Annotated in this window: 14 protein-coding genes; 4 read left to right on the plus strand and 10 right to left on the minus strand. The window is 73.3% G+C overall.

The genetic code is table 11. From position 1 onward, the window contains the following. The first annotated feature begins 29 nt into the window (after positions 1-29). Positions 30-242 (plus strand): acyl-CoA carboxylase subunit epsilon, encoded by a 213-nt coding sequence (locus ABT238_RS02665; RefSeq protein WP_350561664.1) that lies wholly within the window; start codon positions 30-32, stop codon positions 240-242. A 234-nt stretch (positions 243-476) separates the two neighbouring features. After that, positions 477-1,106: a ScbR family autoregulator-binding transcription factor gene (locus tag ABT238_RS02670; protein ID WP_350561662.1), complete on the plus strand. Its 630-nt coding sequence runs from the start codon at positions 477-479 to the stop codon at positions 1,104-1,106. Positions 1,107-1,130: 24 nt separating this feature from the next. Here ABT238_RS02670 and ABT238_RS02675 read toward each other — a convergent pair whose 3' ends face one another. Beyond that, a complete protein-coding gene (locus ABT238_RS02675; RefSeq protein WP_350561660.1) occupies positions 1,131-1,814 on the minus strand; it encodes a ScbR family autoregulator-binding transcription factor in 684 nt (227 codons plus the stop codon). A 364-nt stretch (positions 1,815-2,178) separates the two neighbouring features. On the opposite strand from ABT238_RS02675, the gene ABT238_RS02680 reads away from it, so the two are divergent. After that, entirely contained in the window at positions 2,179-3,216 is a 1,038-nt protein-coding gene (locus tag ABT238_RS02680; protein ID WP_350561658.1) for a ScbA/BarX family gamma-butyrolactone biosynthesis protein, read from the plus strand. A gap of 73 nt (positions 3,217-3,289) precedes the next feature. Here the strand turns inward: ABT238_RS02680 and ABT238_RS02685 are convergent, their stop codons facing one another. From ABT238_RS02685 to hemL, 7 genes are all read right to left on the minus strand, one after another. Continuing rightward, positions 3,290-3,676 carry a hypothetical protein gene (locus ABT238_RS02685; RefSeq protein WP_350561656.1) on the minus strand — a complete coding sequence of 129 codons (387 nt, stop codon included), beginning with the start codon at positions 3,674-3,676 and terminating at the stop codon, positions 3,290-3,292. 143 nt (positions 3,677-3,819) lie between these two features. Continuing rightward, positions 3,820-4,947, minus strand: a complete 1,128-nt coding sequence (gene ccsB, locus ABT238_RS02690; RefSeq protein WP_350561654.1) for a c-type cytochrome biogenesis protein CcsB — start codon at positions 4,945-4,947, stop codon at positions 3,820-3,822. A gap of 3 nt (positions 4,948-4,950) precedes the next feature. Then, positions 4,951-6,711, minus strand: a complete 1,761-nt coding sequence (resB, locus tag ABT238_RS02695; RefSeq protein WP_350561652.1) for a cytochrome c biogenesis protein ResB — start codon at positions 6,709-6,711, stop codon at positions 4,951-4,953. A 3-nt stretch (positions 6,712-6,714) separates the two neighbouring features. Beyond that, entirely contained in the window at positions 6,715-7,488 is a 774-nt protein-coding gene (locus tag ABT238_RS02700; protein WP_350561650.1) for a cytochrome c biogenesis CcdA family protein, read from the minus strand. Next, positions 7,485-8,090, minus strand: coding sequence for a TlpA family protein disulfide reductase (locus ABT238_RS02705; RefSeq protein ID WP_350561648.1), 606 nt, complete (start codon positions 8,088-8,090; stop codon positions 7,485-7,487). Before ABT238_RS02705 ends, ABT238_RS02700 begins: the two co-directional genes overlap by 4 nt. A gap of 252 nt (positions 8,091-8,342) precedes the next feature. After that, the gene (locus ABT238_RS02710) at positions 8,343-8,990 is read right to left on the minus strand and encodes a histidine phosphatase family protein (protein ID WP_350755419.1); all 648 of its coding nucleotides are present in this window, start codon (positions 8,988-8,990) and stop codon (positions 8,343-8,345) included. Positions 8,991-9,053: 63 nt separating this feature from the next. Beyond that, positions 9,054-10,382 (minus strand): glutamate-1-semialdehyde 2,1-aminomutase, encoded by a 1,329-nt coding sequence (gene hemL, locus ABT238_RS02715; protein ID WP_350561646.1) that lies wholly within the window; start codon positions 10,380-10,382, stop codon positions 9,054-9,056. A 320-nt stretch (positions 10,383-10,702) separates the two neighbouring features. Here hemL and ABT238_RS02720 point away from each other — a divergent pair, with 320 nt between their 5' ends. Then, on the plus strand, positions 10,703-11,332 hold the full coding sequence (locus tag ABT238_RS02720) for a hypothetical protein (protein ID WP_502884156.1): 630 nt from the start codon (positions 10,703-10,705) through the stop codon (positions 11,330-11,332). Positions 11,333-11,399: 67 nt separating this feature from the next. Here ABT238_RS02720 and ABT238_RS02725 read toward each other — a convergent pair whose 3' ends face one another. Both ABT238_RS02725 and ABT238_RS02730 read right to left on the minus strand, forming a co-directional pair. After that, positions 11,400-13,157, minus strand: coding sequence for an LCP family protein (locus ABT238_RS02725; RefSeq protein WP_350561644.1), 1,758 nt, complete (start codon positions 13,155-13,157; stop codon positions 11,400-11,402). 171 nt (positions 13,158-13,328) lie between these two features. After that, positions 13,329-13,829, minus strand: coding sequence for a MarR family winged helix-turn-helix transcriptional regulator (locus ABT238_RS02730; RefSeq protein ID WP_350755316.1), 501 nt, complete (start codon positions 13,827-13,829; stop codon positions 13,329-13,331). Positions 13,830-13,886 lie beyond the last annotated feature (57 nt).

Raw genomic sequence — 13,886 nt, forward strand, 5'->3', positions numbered from 1 at the left:
ACCACCATCCGCCGGGAGAAGACCGGACCATGACCGCTTCCGCCGAACCACTCGTCCGCATCGTCCGCGGCTCGCTCACCGACGAGGAGCTCGCCGCCCTGACCGCCGTGCTGATGGCCCGCGCCGCGGCCGCCCAGCAGGCGGCGGCCGCCGCCTCGCCGGTCGAGCCGATCGCCAACTGGCAGCGCCTGGAGCGCCGCCCGGCGTACTACTCGCCGGTCAGCTGGCAGTGGGCCGCCTGACGGCTCGACCGAGGACCCGGACGGCACCCGTCCGACCGCCGGCCGGCCACCCGCGCACACGGGTGGCCGGCCGGCGGCGTTCCTCCCCCGGGGGCCGCGCGACCGGCGCGCACCGGCGCGCACCAGTGCCCGGAACGGCTCGAAAGGATCGCTACCGCACGGTACGCGGGCCGACGCCCGGCCCGGCCCCGTAGGATCCAGCCCTGCCGACGACTCGACACCAGGGAGACTGCGATGGCCAGGCAGGCCCGGGCGCTGGCGACCCGCCAGACGGTGCTGCGCGCCGCGGCCGAGGTGTTCGACGAACGCGGCTACGCGGGCGCCACCATGGCCGAGATCCTGGAACGGGCCGGCGTCACCAAGGGCGCGCTCTACTTCCACTTCCCGTCCAAGGAGGAGCTGGCGCTCGCCGTGATCGAGGGCCAGGGGTCCTGGCTGGCCACCTGGCGGCCCGCCTCCGACAGCCCGATGCAGACCGTCATCGACCTCGGCTACGCCTTCGCGCACTCGCTGCTGAACGACCCGCTGCTGCGCGGCGCGATCCGGCTGACGATCGAGCACGGCAGCTTCACCCAGCCGCAGATCGGCGCGTACCAGGGCTGGACGGACGCGGCGCGCGAGCTGCTGGAGCACGCGCAGGACGCCGGCGAACTCCATCCCGGGGTGCGGCCGGCGGCCGCCGCCGGGGTGATCACCGGTGCGGTGACCGGCATCCAGCTCAGCTCGCAGGTGCTGACGGACCGCAAGGACCTGCTGCAGCGGATGGCCGACCTCTGGGCACTTCTGCTTCCCGGCCTGGTGGAACCGCGCACCCTGACCCGCCTGAACGCTGCCGTTCGCCCGCTCGCCTCCGGGGTGCTCTGACCCGGCGCGGACGGCCGGCGCCCCCTAGACCGCGCTCGGGGCGGGGCACCCGATCGCCCGGATCCGGTAGGCCGGCAGGCGGTCCGGCGGGACGAGGGACGGCAGGGCGGCCGACCAGAGGCCGGTGATCGCCGCGGGGGCGAGCCGGCCGGTGGACTCGGCGGCGAACAGGACCAGCCCGGCCGCCAGGGTGGTGAGCAGTTCGGCCGCCTGCCCCCGGTCGAGACCGGGGCGCAGCTCGCCGGCCGCCGAGGCCCGGTCGAGCAGGGTGCGGAAGACGGCGGTCAGGCTCCGCCAGGCATCCGCCGAGGGCTCCGGCGGCGAACCGGCCGGGGCGACCACCCCACCGGTCGGGCAGTCCGCGGGCCGGCCGCCGAGGCCCAGCAGCACACCGGCCCGGACCACCACGTCCTCGCGCAGCAGCCGGGCCAGTTCGTGGGTGAGGTCGACGAGTTCCTGGACGGCCGGCCCGCCACCGCGCAGCGCCCGCAGCACGGCGAGGCCGACGGTGTCGGCGGCCTCGGTGCGGACCCCGTCGGCCAGCGCCTGCTTGGAGACGAAGTGGAAGTAGAGCGCGCCCTTGCTGACGCCCGCCCGGCGGCTGATGTCGACCAGGCTGGCCGACTCGAAGCCCGCGTCGGCGAAGGTGTCCGCCGCGGCGAGCAGCACGGCCTGCCTGGTTCGCCCCGCCCGTTCCTGCTTAGCCACTCGGCCCCTCCGGCCCCGGCCGCGGCGAGCTCCGGCCCGCCCGGTTGCTGTCACGGCGCCGCCGTCGATGGCGCGGCGCCCCCGTCTGCGGACCGTCGGTGGCGCGCCGCGCCCGCCCGAAACCGCATGGTTGGTATCTAATCTAGCCCCTGTTCGGCCCCCGCCGTCCAGGGGGGATCGGGCCCCGTCCGGGGGCCCGAGCGAGGCGGCCAGGCGTTGCCGCAGGCCGGGGCCCGGGTACGGTGGGCACCACGGGTGCGCGCCGACGGCGACCCCTCGGGGGAAGCAGAAACCGGGTGGCCTGTATGTTTTCCCCGGGCCGCCCGCACGGCCGGCCGACCGACACCCGGGAGTGGGGCCCGTCATGCCAGTGTTCAGCGCGATGGACGGCGACGCCCCCTATCCCCACCCCGGCCGTTACGACTTCCACGAGCGGACCGTCTCCCGGCACCTGGTGCGCCGTTCCTCGGTCGCCGAGGTGCTCATCACCGGCTGGCAGGCCACCGGCCCCTACGACTTCCTGCTCGGCGCCCAGTGGCCGCGCCTGCACGGCTTCTACCGGCTGCCCGGCGACCGGCACCACGACCCGGTGCTGATGGCCGAGACGGTCCGGCAGGCCGCCCTTCTGGTGGGCCACGCCGGCTTCGGCGTCCCGCACGACCACCACGCGGTGCTCGACGAGCTCGGCTACACGCTCGGCCCGGCCGGCCTGGAGGGGCTCGCGGTCGCCCCCGCCCCCACCGAGCTGATGCTCCGGATCAGCTGCCACGACGTCCGGATGCGGCACGGCCGGCTGGCCGCCCTGCGGGTGCACGCCGAGGTCGAACGCGACGGCCGGCCGGTCGGCCGCGGCTTCGGCGGCCTGCGGATCCTCTCCCCCGCCGCCTACGACCGGCTGCGCGGCCCCGGCCCGGCCGCCGCCCCGCTCCGGCTCCCGGACCAGGCCACCGCCCCGGAACTGGTGGGCCGCCAGCAGGCCGCCGACGTGGTGCTCGGCCCCGCGCTGCTGCCCGGCAGCTGGCTGCTGCGCGCGGACGCCGGTCACCCGGTGCTGTTCGACCCGATGGACCCGGCGCCCGGCCACCTGCCGGGGATGCTCGTCCTGGAGGCCGCCCGGCAGGCCGCCCAGCGGCTGCACCACCCGGACCGGGTGGTGCCGCTGGAGCTGGTGACGTCCTTCCACGACCCGATCGCGCCGGACCGCCCCTGTGTGGTGCGGGCCGTCCGGGAGGCGGGGCAGGAGACCGGTGGCGGCAGCGGACGGCGGGCGCCGCTGCGGGTCCTGCTGGTGCAGGAGGGCCGCACGGTGGCCGAGGCCCGGCTGCTCACCGGACCGGCCGACGGCGGCCCGGCCCAGGCCGCGCCGGCCCCGGCCCGCCGCGGCCTGCCGCTCGCCAGCTGAGCCCCCGCCCCGGCGGCACCGCCCCGGCGACCGCGCACCGCCGGCCGAGGACGGCGCCACCGGGCCCGGCGGATCAGGCGGCGACCAGCGCGGAGGGCCGCCCGGCGTGCATCACCGAGAGGTTCTCCGCCAGCCGGCCCGGGTCCTGGGCCAGCCAGAGCCGCAGCGCGGCGCCCAGCATCGCGCTGGCCGAGCCGATCCGCACCTGCGTCACCTGGGCGATCCGGGCCGCGCCCGGCACCAGCAGGTCGGCCAGCGGCGTCGGCAGCCAGACGGTCAGCGCGCACGGCGCGGGGGCCGCGAGGGCGCCCAGCAGCCGGTAGGCGTCGGCCGGCGAGCTGAACGTGGGGATGATGTCCAACAGCCCGTCGGCCACCACCTCGGACACGTCGCTGCGGTGTCCCTGGGCGAGCCGGCGGAGCAGCAGCTGCTCGGCGGCGGTGATTCGGACGGTCAGCATGACCTCGTCGCACTCCATTGCGCGATTTCCTCCTCAGTTCCTCTCCGTACCGGACCGGGCGGCCGGCACGAACTACCCCTGTCGCACCTCGGCCCGGCTTCCTCCTGGGGAGTGCCGGGCCGGTGGGTGGTTTCCGGTCCCGGTCAAATCCCCGCGTAGGAGTGCTTGCCGGTGACGAAGATGTTCACGCCGTAGTAGTTGAACAGCCAGCAGGCGAAGGCGGCGAGCGCCAGGTACGCGGCCTTGCGGCCCTTCCAGCCGGCCGTGGCGCGGGCGTGCAGGTAGCAGGCGTAGGCGACCCAGGTGATGAACGACCAGGTCTCCTTCGGGTCCCACTCCCAGTACTTGCCCCAGGCGGCCTCGGCCCAGATCGCGCCCGCGATGATGGTGAACGTCCACAGCGGGAAGACCAGGGCGTTGATCCGGTAGGACAGCTTGTCCAGGGTCGAGGCGGCGGGCAGCCGGCGCCAGATCGACGGCGAGGTGCCGAGCGGGCCCTTGGCCAGGCCGGCCGCCATCCGCTTGTCGAAGGAGTCCTTGCCCAGGTACAGCAGGGCGGAGATGAACCCCGCGTAGAAGGCGCCGCCGCAGACGATCGCGGTGGAGACGTGGATCGCCAGCCAGTACGAGTGCAGCGCCGGGACGAGCTGCTCGGACTCGGTGTACAGCACCTCGGTGGCGACGCCGAGGGTGAGCACGACGGCCAGGGTGACCGGCAGGCCGAGCCAGCGGACCGGCTTCTTCGCGAGCAGCAGCCCGACGAAGGCGAGCGCCATGGCGAGCGCGAAGGCGCAGGAGAACTCGTACATGTTGCCCCACGGCCAGCGGGAGACCGAGAGGCCGCGGGTGAGCACGCCGCCCACGTGCAGCAGGAGGCCGAGGACGGTGAGCGAGACCGCGATCCGGCCGGACAGGTCGGCCTTCTCGCTGGTGCCGGCCGCGCCGGGCCCGTCGACGTCCTCGTCGCCGCGCCCGCTGGTCACCACCGTGGCACCCTCGCCGGCCAGGGCGGTGCGGGTGAGCGTGGTGGTGCCGCCGCCCGCCGAGGCGACGGTGACGGTGACCTTCCTGGCGCCCTTGGCCTTGGCCTCGGCGACCGTCTCGGCCAGGCCCGCCTGCTCGGTGGAGCGGACGGCCACGGTGCCCTTGGCACCGAAGGTCCACTCGAACATGTAGGCGAACATGGCGATCAGGTAGACCGCCATCGCCGAATAGATCAGCTTGTTGGACAGGTCGGCCAGCTGCGGGTCGACCGACGAGGCGAGGTGCACCGTCTACTCCTTGGAGTTCGGGTCTGCGGGGACTGCGGTTCTTTCGGGTGCCGAGGCCTCGTCGGCCTCGGTGGTGCCGCTCTCGTCGGGCTCGTCATCGGGCTCGTCGTCGAGCGCGGGCGCGTCGTCCTGGAGGTCCACCGCGAGCGTCGCGAGCTCTTCGGCGATCTTCGCCGACTCGCTGCGGCCCAGCCCGGCCAGCTCGACCAGCGTGCCGCCGTCCGGAAGGGCCACCGCCCGCACCCAGATCCGGCGCCGCTGGATGAACAGCGAGCCGATCAGGCCGGCGATCGCCGCCACCGCGCCGACCAGCGCGATGCCGTTGCCCGGGCGGTGCGAGACGTTGAAGCTCGCCCACTGCTTGTAGCCCTCGAAGGTGACCGTGCCGTAGCCGTCCGGCAGCGTCCAGCCCTGGCCCGGCTTCAGCCGGGCCTTGGCCGGCTGGCCGTCCTGCTCCAGCTGGGTCAGGTTCTTGGTGTTGAGCTGGTAGATGTTCTGCGGCAGGCCGGAGTCGGTGCCCAGGTCGCCCGCGTAGACGTTCAGCACCAGCGCCGGGTCCGCGTCACCGGGGAACAGCGAGCGCGGGCCGGTGTTCCGGTCGAAGGCCTCCGGCGCGGTCGGCAGGAAGAAGCCGGACAGGCCCAGCTGGGTCTTCTTCCCGTCCTTCTCGCCGTAGTCGGAGACCTTGATGACGCCGGTGGAGGTCAGGTTGCCGTCCTGCGGCAGGAACGGGGTCGCGCCGGTGTAGACGACGTCGCCCGCGCCGTTGCGCACCGTGATCACCGGGGCGTAGCCGTGGCCGATCAGGTAGAACTTGCTGCCGCCGATCTCCAGCGGGTGGTTGACCTCGATCCTGCCCTGCTTGAGCTTCGACGGGTCGCTGCCCTCGTAGTACTCGACGCCCGCGGTGAACTGCCGCGCGCTGCCGACCTGCGAACCGTTGTTCTGGAACTTCGCGGTGAAGCTGTCCAGCTTCACGTAGAAGGGGTCGAGGTCGCCGGTGCCGTAGAACCGGGTGCCGGTGAAGTCGTCCAGCTGCGTGATGGTGTTGGAGTAGCCCTCGCCCTCGACCAGCAGCTTGCCGCCGGTGCCGCTGGCCAGGCTCGCCCAGGCGAAGCCGCCGAGCAGCGCGAACAGCGACAGGTGGAAGACCAGGTTGCCGACCTCGCGCAGGTAGCCCTTCTCGGCCGCCACCGCGCCGCCGTCCAGGTGCGCCCGGAAGCGCCGCCCGCGCAGCAGCCGGTGGGCGGCGGCGTTGACGGCCGCGGCGTCGGCGTCCGTCCGCCAGGCCGCGTACACCGGCATCCGGGTCAGGTTGCGCGGCGCCGCCGGCGGGCGCGAGCGCAGCACACCGACGAACTGCCAGGTGCGCGGGACGATGCAGCCGGCCAGCGAGACGAACAGCAGGATGTAGATCGCCGAGAACCAGACCGAGCTGTAGACGTCGAACAGCTGGAGCTTCTCGTAGATCGGCGCGACCGTGGTGTGCTGCGCCTTCCAGGCCTGGACCTTGAACTGGTTCTGGCCGTTCTGCGGGATCAGCGAGCCGGGGATGGCCGCCAGCGAGAGCAGGAACAGCAGGATCAGCGCGACCCGCATCGAGGTCAGCTGGCGCCACATCCAGCGCAGCCAGCCGAGCACGCCGATGCCGGCGGGGCCGTCGGAGTCGGCCGGGGCGGTGGTGAGCCGCTCGGCCGCTTCCTCGGCCGCGCCCTGCGCGGCGGCGGCCTCGCGCTGCTCGCGATCGGTCGTGGTCTTGGTCACGGGTCAGATTCCGATCTGGAAGTCGGCGAACTGGTTCTGCAGGTCACTCACCATGGAGTCCCAGGCCCCGGTGACCAGCAGCAGACCGACCACGACGAGCATGCCGCCGCCGATCCGCATCACGAGCGGGTAGTGCCGCTTGACCCAGCCGAAGGCGCCCAGCGCCCGCCGGAAGGCCACCGCGGCCACGACGAACGGTACGCCCAGGCCCAGGCAGTAGGCGGTCATCAGCAGGGCGGCGCGACCAGCGTCCGCCTCGTTGAAGGCCAGCGTCTGGATCGCCGACATGGTCGGACCGAGGCAGGGCGTCCAGCCGACGCCGAACACCACGCCCAGCATCGGCGCGCCGAGCAGGCCGACGGCCGGGCGGCGGTGCGAGCGCAGCTCACGCATGCTCAGCCCGGGCACCAGGCCCATGAAGGCCAGGCCCATGACGATCGTCACGGCGCCGAGCACGATCGAGATGACCCGCTTGTGCTCCTGGAGCGTCTGGCCGAAGAAGCCGAACAGCGCGCCGCCGGAGACGAACACGGCGGTGAAGCCGAGGATGAACAGCAGCGCGCCCGCCAGCATCCGGCCGCGGCGGACCCCGCGCGCGTCGGCGAGGTCCGAGGCGGAGAAGCCGGTGACGTACGACAGGTAGCCGGGGACGAGCGGCAGCACGCACGGCGAGAAGAAGGACAGCAGGCCGGCCGCCACCGCGATCGGCGCCGCCAGCAGCAGCGCCCCGCTCTGGATGGTCCCGGTGGTGTCGGCGAGCTGCAGCGCCGCGCTCACCGCTGCCGCTCCGCCACGATCGGCTGGAGCATCGATTCCAGGGCGTCGTCGGTCTGGCCGCCGACGGCGCGGGCGGCCAGCTTGCCGTCCCGGTCGACCACCAGGGTGGTCGGGATGGACTGCGGGTTGAGGCTGCCCTTGGGGAACTTGAGCAGCTCGGCGCCGGCCGGGTCGTAGATGCTGGGGAAGGTGACGCCCTTCTCCTGCTCGAAGCGGACGGCGTTCTTGATCTCGGTGTCCCGGGTGTTGATCCCGAGGAACTGCACGCCCTGGTCCTGGTACTTCTCCCAGACCCGCTGGAGGTCGTCGGCCTCCGAGCGGCACGGGCCGCACCAGGAGCCCCAGACGTTCAGCACGACGACCTTGCCCCGGTAGTCGGAGAGCTTGGCCGGGGTGCCCTCCAGGGTGGTGCCGCCGATGTCCGGCGCGTCCTGGCGGTGGCCGACGGCGGCGGTCGAGATGTTGCTGCCCTTGGCGGTGACGAAGCCGATCTGTCCGTCGCCACTGGTCGAGGAACCGGAGGAGCTGCAAGCGGTGAGGACCAGCGCGGCAGCGGCGGCGGTGACCGCGGCGGCGGCGACACGGGGACGGGGGCGCGTCATGCCAGACATGTGAAAAGTTTCGCATGGAGTCGCGGGCGGGCCCCGGGGGGTCCGGCCTTGTCTGCCGGACCCCCTCTGACCTGCGATGGGACCGCCGTACCTGGTGTCGCGGGAGTGTGACCCAGGCCTTACTCACACGGCTCTTACGCCGGATCGGGAACCATGAACACCGTTCCGCGCGTCCGGGCTTCCTCGGCGTACCCGGAATCACCCGTCCCCGCGGGGGCGTTCGGCGGCGTTCGGCGGCCGGTCTCAGGCGCCGAAGCTCTTGCCCACCGGCTTGCTCTTGCCGCCCTTGCCGACCAGGTGGGCCGGCAGCAGGTCGCGGGCCGGCTCGCGGTAGCCGACCGAGACGATCCGGTCCCCCTCGTAGGTGAAGCTGGTCAGCGAGGCCAGCGAGCACTGCCGGTTGCGCGGGTCGTGCCAGAGCCGGCGGCGCTCCACGAAGGAGCGCACGATCCAGATCGGCAGCTGGTGGCTGACGCAGACCGCCTCGTGCCCGCGCGCGGCGTCCCGGGCCGCGGCCAGCGCGCCCATCATCCGCACCGCCTGCTCCAGGTACGGCTCGCCCCAGGAGGGCTTGAACGGGTTGGTCAGGTACTTCCAGTAGGACGGGTTGCGCAGCGAGCCGTCGCCCACCCCGAAGGTCTTGCCCTCGAAGATGTTCTCCGCCTCGATCAGCCGCTCGTCCACGGCCACGTCCAGGCCGTGCGACTTGGCGATCGGCGCGGCGGTCTCCTGGGCGCGCTCCAGCGGGGACGCCACCACGTGGGTGATGTCCCGCCCGGTCAGGTCCTCGGCGACCCGCTCGGCCATCTCGCGGCCCAGCTCGGACAGCCGGTAGCCCGGCAGCCGCCCGTACAGGACGCCCTCGGGGTTGTGCACCTCGCCGTGCCGCATCAGGTGGACGACGGTGATGTCCTTGGCGCTCACTTCTCAGTACTCCTGGGACTCGTAAGGGGCCTAGGCCGTGGCTTCGGCGGCGGCCCGGGCGGCGGCGGGCAGGGCGGCGGCGATCCGCTCCAGCGCCCGCTCGTCGTGCGCGGCGGAGACGAACCAGGACTCGAAGGCGGACGGCGGCAGGTAGACGCCCTCGGCGAGCATCGCGTGGAAGAACGCGGTGAAGCGGAACGCCTCCTGGGTCTTCGCCTCGGCGTAGTTCGTCACGGCGTCCTCGGTGAAGAACACCGAGAACATGTTTCCGGCGGTCTGCAGCCGGTGCGCCACGCCCTCCTTGGCGAGCGCCGCGGAGACCAGGCCGGAGACCTCGCCGGCGACCCGGTCGACGGTCGCGTACACCTCGTCGGTGCAGCCGCGCAGCTGGGCCAGGCCGGCCGCGGTGGCGACCGGGTTCCCGGAGAGGGTGCCGGCCTGGTAGACCGGGCCGGCCGGGGCGAGGTGGGCCATCACGTCGGCGCGGCCGCCGAAGGCCGCGGCCGGGAAGCCGCCGCCCATGACCTTGCCGAAGGTCAGCAGGTCGGGCGCCCAGCCCTCGTTCGCCGCCTCCAGGCCGTACCAGCCGGCCCTGGAGACGCGGAAGCCGGTCATCACCTCGTCGGAGATGAACAGCGCGCCGTTCTCCCGGCAGAGCCGGGCCAGGCCGCCGTTGAAGCCGGGCAGCGGCGGGACGACGCCCATGTTGCCGGGCGAGGCCTCGGTGATCACGCAGGCGATCTCGCCGGGGTGGGCCCGGAAGGCCTCCTCGACGGCGGCGAGGTCGTTGTAGGGCAGCACGATGGTGTCGCCGGCCTGGGCGCCGGTGACGCCCGGGGTGTCCGGCAGGCCGAAGGTGGCGACGCCGGAACCGGCGGCGGCCAGCAGGGCGTCCACATGGCCGTGGTAGCAACCGGCGAACTTCACGACCTTCGCCCGGCCGGTGAAGCCGCGGGCGAGCCGGATCGCCGACATGGTGGCCTCGGTGCCCGAGGAGACCAGGCGGACCTGCTCGACCGGGGCGACCCGGGCGACGATCTCCTCGGCCAGCTCGACCTCGCCCTGGCCGGGGGTACCGAAGGAGGTGCCGCGGGTCACCGCCCGCTGCACGGCGTCGAGGACGTCCGGGTGCGCGTGGCCGAGGATCATCGGGCCCCACGAGCAGACCAGGTCGACGTACTCGCGGCCGTCGGCGTCGGTCAGATAGGGGCCGGTGCCGGACACCATGAAGCGCGGCGTGCCGCCGACGGCGCGGAAGGCGCGCACCGGCGAGTTGACGCCGCCGGGCGTCACGACCGACGCGCGGTCGAAGAGCGACTGGGACTGGGGTGCTTCGTAGGGGTAGCTCACGGGAGACATGGTCTCAAATCGTGTCCTTCACCTCTGCATGTCGGACCTCATCATCTGGAACGATGATCCGGGCGCCCGAGTCTGTACGGTTATCCGTACAACGGGACCCCTGGCTGCGCCGGCTACCCGGACCAGTCAGACTATGTACCCAGAGTGTCTCCGGAGTTCCTCCGGCCGCGAGGACGGACGGGCGCTCCGGGTCGATGCAGGGGTGTGGAGAGGACTGCCGCGTACCGCGACTGGGTACGGCGGCGCATGACGGGTAAGGAGCACGTCCGGAGGGACACGGACGTGCGGGGGTCTGTCGATTCCGGCGAATTCCGGTGAGGATGGTCCGAGTGTCCGAGGCGCAGGACGGCCACGACGAGGCCGCGGGTGGCCCCCGCCGGCCCACCGAGGCCGCACGCGGGGGTACGGGAGCGGGAACGGGGCGTAGCGGCCGTGGCCGTGAGAGGCGGGGTGAGGGACGCGTGGGGGTGACGTACAAGTACTTCGGCGCACCCGACCGGGCGACCGCGGCCCGGGTCCCGACCGCCCTCGGGCCGGGCGGGCTCGGACTGGACGCGGGCGAGCTCGGCTCACTCGGCCGGCTCGGCGACCTGATGGAGACCAGTGGCTCCCCCAACGGCCACCTCTCCACCAAGATCAAGCCGGAGACCATGAGCGCCATGGTCCTCACCGGCATCCAGGGCGTGCCGCTGCACCAGGTGCCGCCGCTGGAACTGGTCGTGCTGCACCCGGACTACGCCGTCGTCCAGCTGCCGCAGAACGTCGTCGAACCGCTGCGCAAGGCGGACGAGACCGAACTCGGCGCCGCCGCCTTCATCTGGTCCACCGTCCCCGACCGCCGGGGCCCGCGCGACGCCTTCGTGATCTACAGCATGCTGCACGAGTGGCAGGACTTCGCCAACCGCCTGCACGACGCGGGCCACCAGCTGTACTGCCTGGTCTGGCCCTGACCTTCACGTGAACGCGGGAGGGGCCCCGGCCGGTCGGCCGGGGCCCCTCCCGCGTGCCCACGGGGGATCAGCCGCCCGAGCCGTAGGTGGTGTTGGCGCAGATGTCGTCGTCCGCCGAGCGGGCCTCCTCGGTGACCGAGGTCGGCAGCGGGGCGGGTGCGGCCGGGGCCGTCGAGGCGCCGGGGGCGGTGGTGCCGGCGCCGCCGTTGGCGTCGGCGTAGTCCTTGCCCAGGACGACGTTGATGCCCGCCGCCGAGATCGGGGCGAGGGTGGCCCCGGGGAACAGCGCGGCGACCTTCTCGGCGTTGGCCTTCTGCCCGGCGCCGTACTCGATCGTGGTGGTGGCCTTGTTGGTGGACTTCGCCTGGTTGACCCCGGTGACGGTGAACTGCGCCGCCTTCAGGGCGTCTCCCGCCTTGGCACCCAGGCCGTTGACGGTCGTTCCGTTGTAGACCGCGACCTTGACCGGGGCCGCCGGGGCGGTGTGCGCGGGGGCCGTGGTGGTCGGCGGGGCCTCCGGGGTGGCCGGCGCCTCGGGGGTGGCGGGCGCGTCGGGCTGCTGGCCGGTGGCGTCCTTGCCGTCCAGGGTGCGGTCGGCGCGGATGGCCTCCCACAGCCGGTCCGCGTCCGGCTTCACCAGGTCGAGGTTGGCCTCGTTGTAACGCCACGGCGGGGTCACGAACTTGAGGTCGTGCAGGTCGATGTTCTTCAGAGACAGGGCGAAGGACATCAGCTTGTCGACGGTGTTGAGCCCCTCGTCGACGCGCAGCGACTTGGTGGCGGCGTCGGCCAGCGGCAGCAGGGTGGTGGGCTCCAGGCCCTTCTTCTTCACCGTGCTGATCATCGAGCTCATGAAGGCCTGCTGACGCTTCATCCGGCCGATGTCGGAGCCGTCGCCGATGCCGTGCCGCAGCCGGACGTAGTCGAGCGCCTGCTGGCCCTCGACCTTCTGCTGGCCCTTCTTCAGGACGAGGGAGCCCTTGGTGGGCAGCTTCTCGTTGAGGTCCCTCTGGTAGATGTCCTTGGGCAGGCAGACCTCGACACCGCCGACGGCCTTGGTCATCGCCGCGAAGCCCTGGAAGTCGACCACGATGGTGTGGTCGACCCGGATGCCGGTGAGCTTCTCCACCGTGTTCTGGGTGCAGGCGGGGTTGCCGTCCGGCGACTCGCCCACCGTGAACGCGGCGTTGAACAGGACGTCCTTGCCCTTCTGTTCCTTGGTCCACTTCCCGTTCGGGAGCTTGCACGGCGGGATGGTGACCAGGGTGTTGCGCGGGATCGAGACGCCGATCGCGTTCTTGTGGTCGGCGTAGACGTGCAACAGGATCGTGGTGTCCGAACGGGCGCCGTCGGTGTCGCCGCCGCCGAGGTCGGAGTTGCTGCCGCCGCGGCTGTCGGAGCCGATCAGCAGGATGTTCACCGGCTTGTTGCCGTTGGCGTCGGCGGCGGCCTCCGGCGGGCGGTCCTTGCTCAGCGCGTCCGAGTCGATGGTCTTGATGTTGCCGTTGAGCTTGAAGTAGATCGCGCCGCCGGTGCCGGCTATCAGCACCAGGGCGCCGACCGCCGTCCAGCCGACGATCTTCTTGACGTTGCGCTGGGGCTTCTTGCCGCGCCCGCCCGCCCTGCGGTGACCCTGACCGGCCGCCCCGCCGTCGCCGCCCTGCCCGCCGCGGCCGCCCTTGGACTGCGCCGCCCGCCGGGCCTCGGCCCGGCCGCCCGGCCGGGGCGCCGGCACCGAACCGGTGGATTCGCCGCCCGACGAGCCGCTCCGGGCACCGGTGGAACCCGCCGAGCCGGTCGAGCCCTCCGGACGCGGCCGGGCCACGCTGGGCTGACTCCTGTCTCGGCGACCCGACATCCCCGCACCTCTTCACGGCTGTGCCATCGAACGATCAGCGGCCAGGACGTCCCCCCTGGCGCCAGGTGGAGCATACAAGCCGACCGGAAACCGACTACCGCCGCGCCCGGGCCTGAGCTCCGGGCGGCGGCGCGGCCCTCAGCCGCGCGGTCGGCGGGCCCGGCGCACCGTCCGCTCGCCCCCGACCGGATCGGCCAGCGCCCCTCCCCCTCCCACCAGCCGGGTCAGCGCCCTGACGAAGACGGTCCGCTCGTCCGGCGGCAGCGTGTCCAGCACCTCCCGGTGCACCCGGTCGGCGATCGCCGTGCCCCGCTCGACGGCCCGCCCGCCCGCCTCGGTGACCCGTACGATCCGGGCCCTGCGGTCGGCCTCGGCCGGGCGGCGCTCGGCCAGTCCGGCCCGCTCCAGCTCGTCGACGGTCACCACCATGGTGGTCTTGTCGAGGCCGGCCAGCTCGGCCAGCTGGATCTGGGTGCGCTCGGCCGCCAGGGCGTGGAAGAGCACGCAGTAGGCGCGCGGGGTGACGCCGAGCTCGGTGAACGCCGCCGCCATCCGGGTCGCCAGGACGTGGCTGGCGTGGTCCAGCAGACCGGAGAGGTCGCGGATCTGACGCACGGGCGGCGTGCGGCTGGTCGTCATGCCGTCGAGGTTACGCGGCCCTCCGGGGCCGGGAACCGGGGGCCGGGGCCTGCCGGA

The sequence above is a fragment of the Kitasatospora sp. NPDC001527 genome (assembly GCF_040298605.1).
Lineage (GTDB): Bacteria > Actinomycetota > Actinomycetes > Streptomycetales > Streptomycetaceae > Kitasatospora.

Bases quoted from the DNA above. Each gene is read 5' to 3' on its own strand.
- ABT238_RS02665 (WP_350561664.1), top strand. From the start codon at position 30: ATGACCGCTTCCGCCGAACCACTCGTCCGCATCGTCCGCGGCTCGCTC.
- ABT238_RS02670 (WP_350561662.1), top strand. From the start codon at position 477: ATGGCCAGGCAGGCCCGGGCGCTGGCGACCCGCCAGACGGTGCTGCGC.
- ABT238_RS02680 (WP_350561658.1), top strand. From the start codon at position 2,179: ATGCCAGTGTTCAGCGCGATGGACGGCGACGCCCCCTATCCCCACCCC.
- ABT238_RS02685 (WP_350561656.1), bottom strand. From the start codon at position 3,676: ATGCTGACCGTCCGAATCACCGCCGCCGAGCAGCTGCTGCTCCGCCGG.
- ABT238_RS02705 (WP_350561648.1), bottom strand. From the start codon at position 8,090: ATGACGCGCCCCCGTCCCCGTGTCGCCGCCGCCGCGGTCACCGCCGCC.
- ABT238_RS02710 (WP_350755419.1), bottom strand. From the start codon at position 8,990: ATGCGGCACGGCGAGGTGCACAACCCCGAGGGCGTCCTGTACGGGCGG.
- hemL (WP_350561646.1), bottom strand. From the start codon at position 10,382: ATGTCTCCCGTGAGCTACCCCTACGAAGCACCCCAGTCCCAGTCGCTC.
- ABT238_RS02720 (WP_502884156.1), top strand. From the start codon at position 10,703: ATGGTCCGAGTGTCCGAGGCGCAGGACGGCCACGACGAGGCCGCGGGT.
- ABT238_RS02730 (WP_350755316.1), bottom strand. From the start codon at position 13,829: ATGACGACCAGCCGCACGCCGCCCGTGCGTCAGATCCGCGACCTCTCC.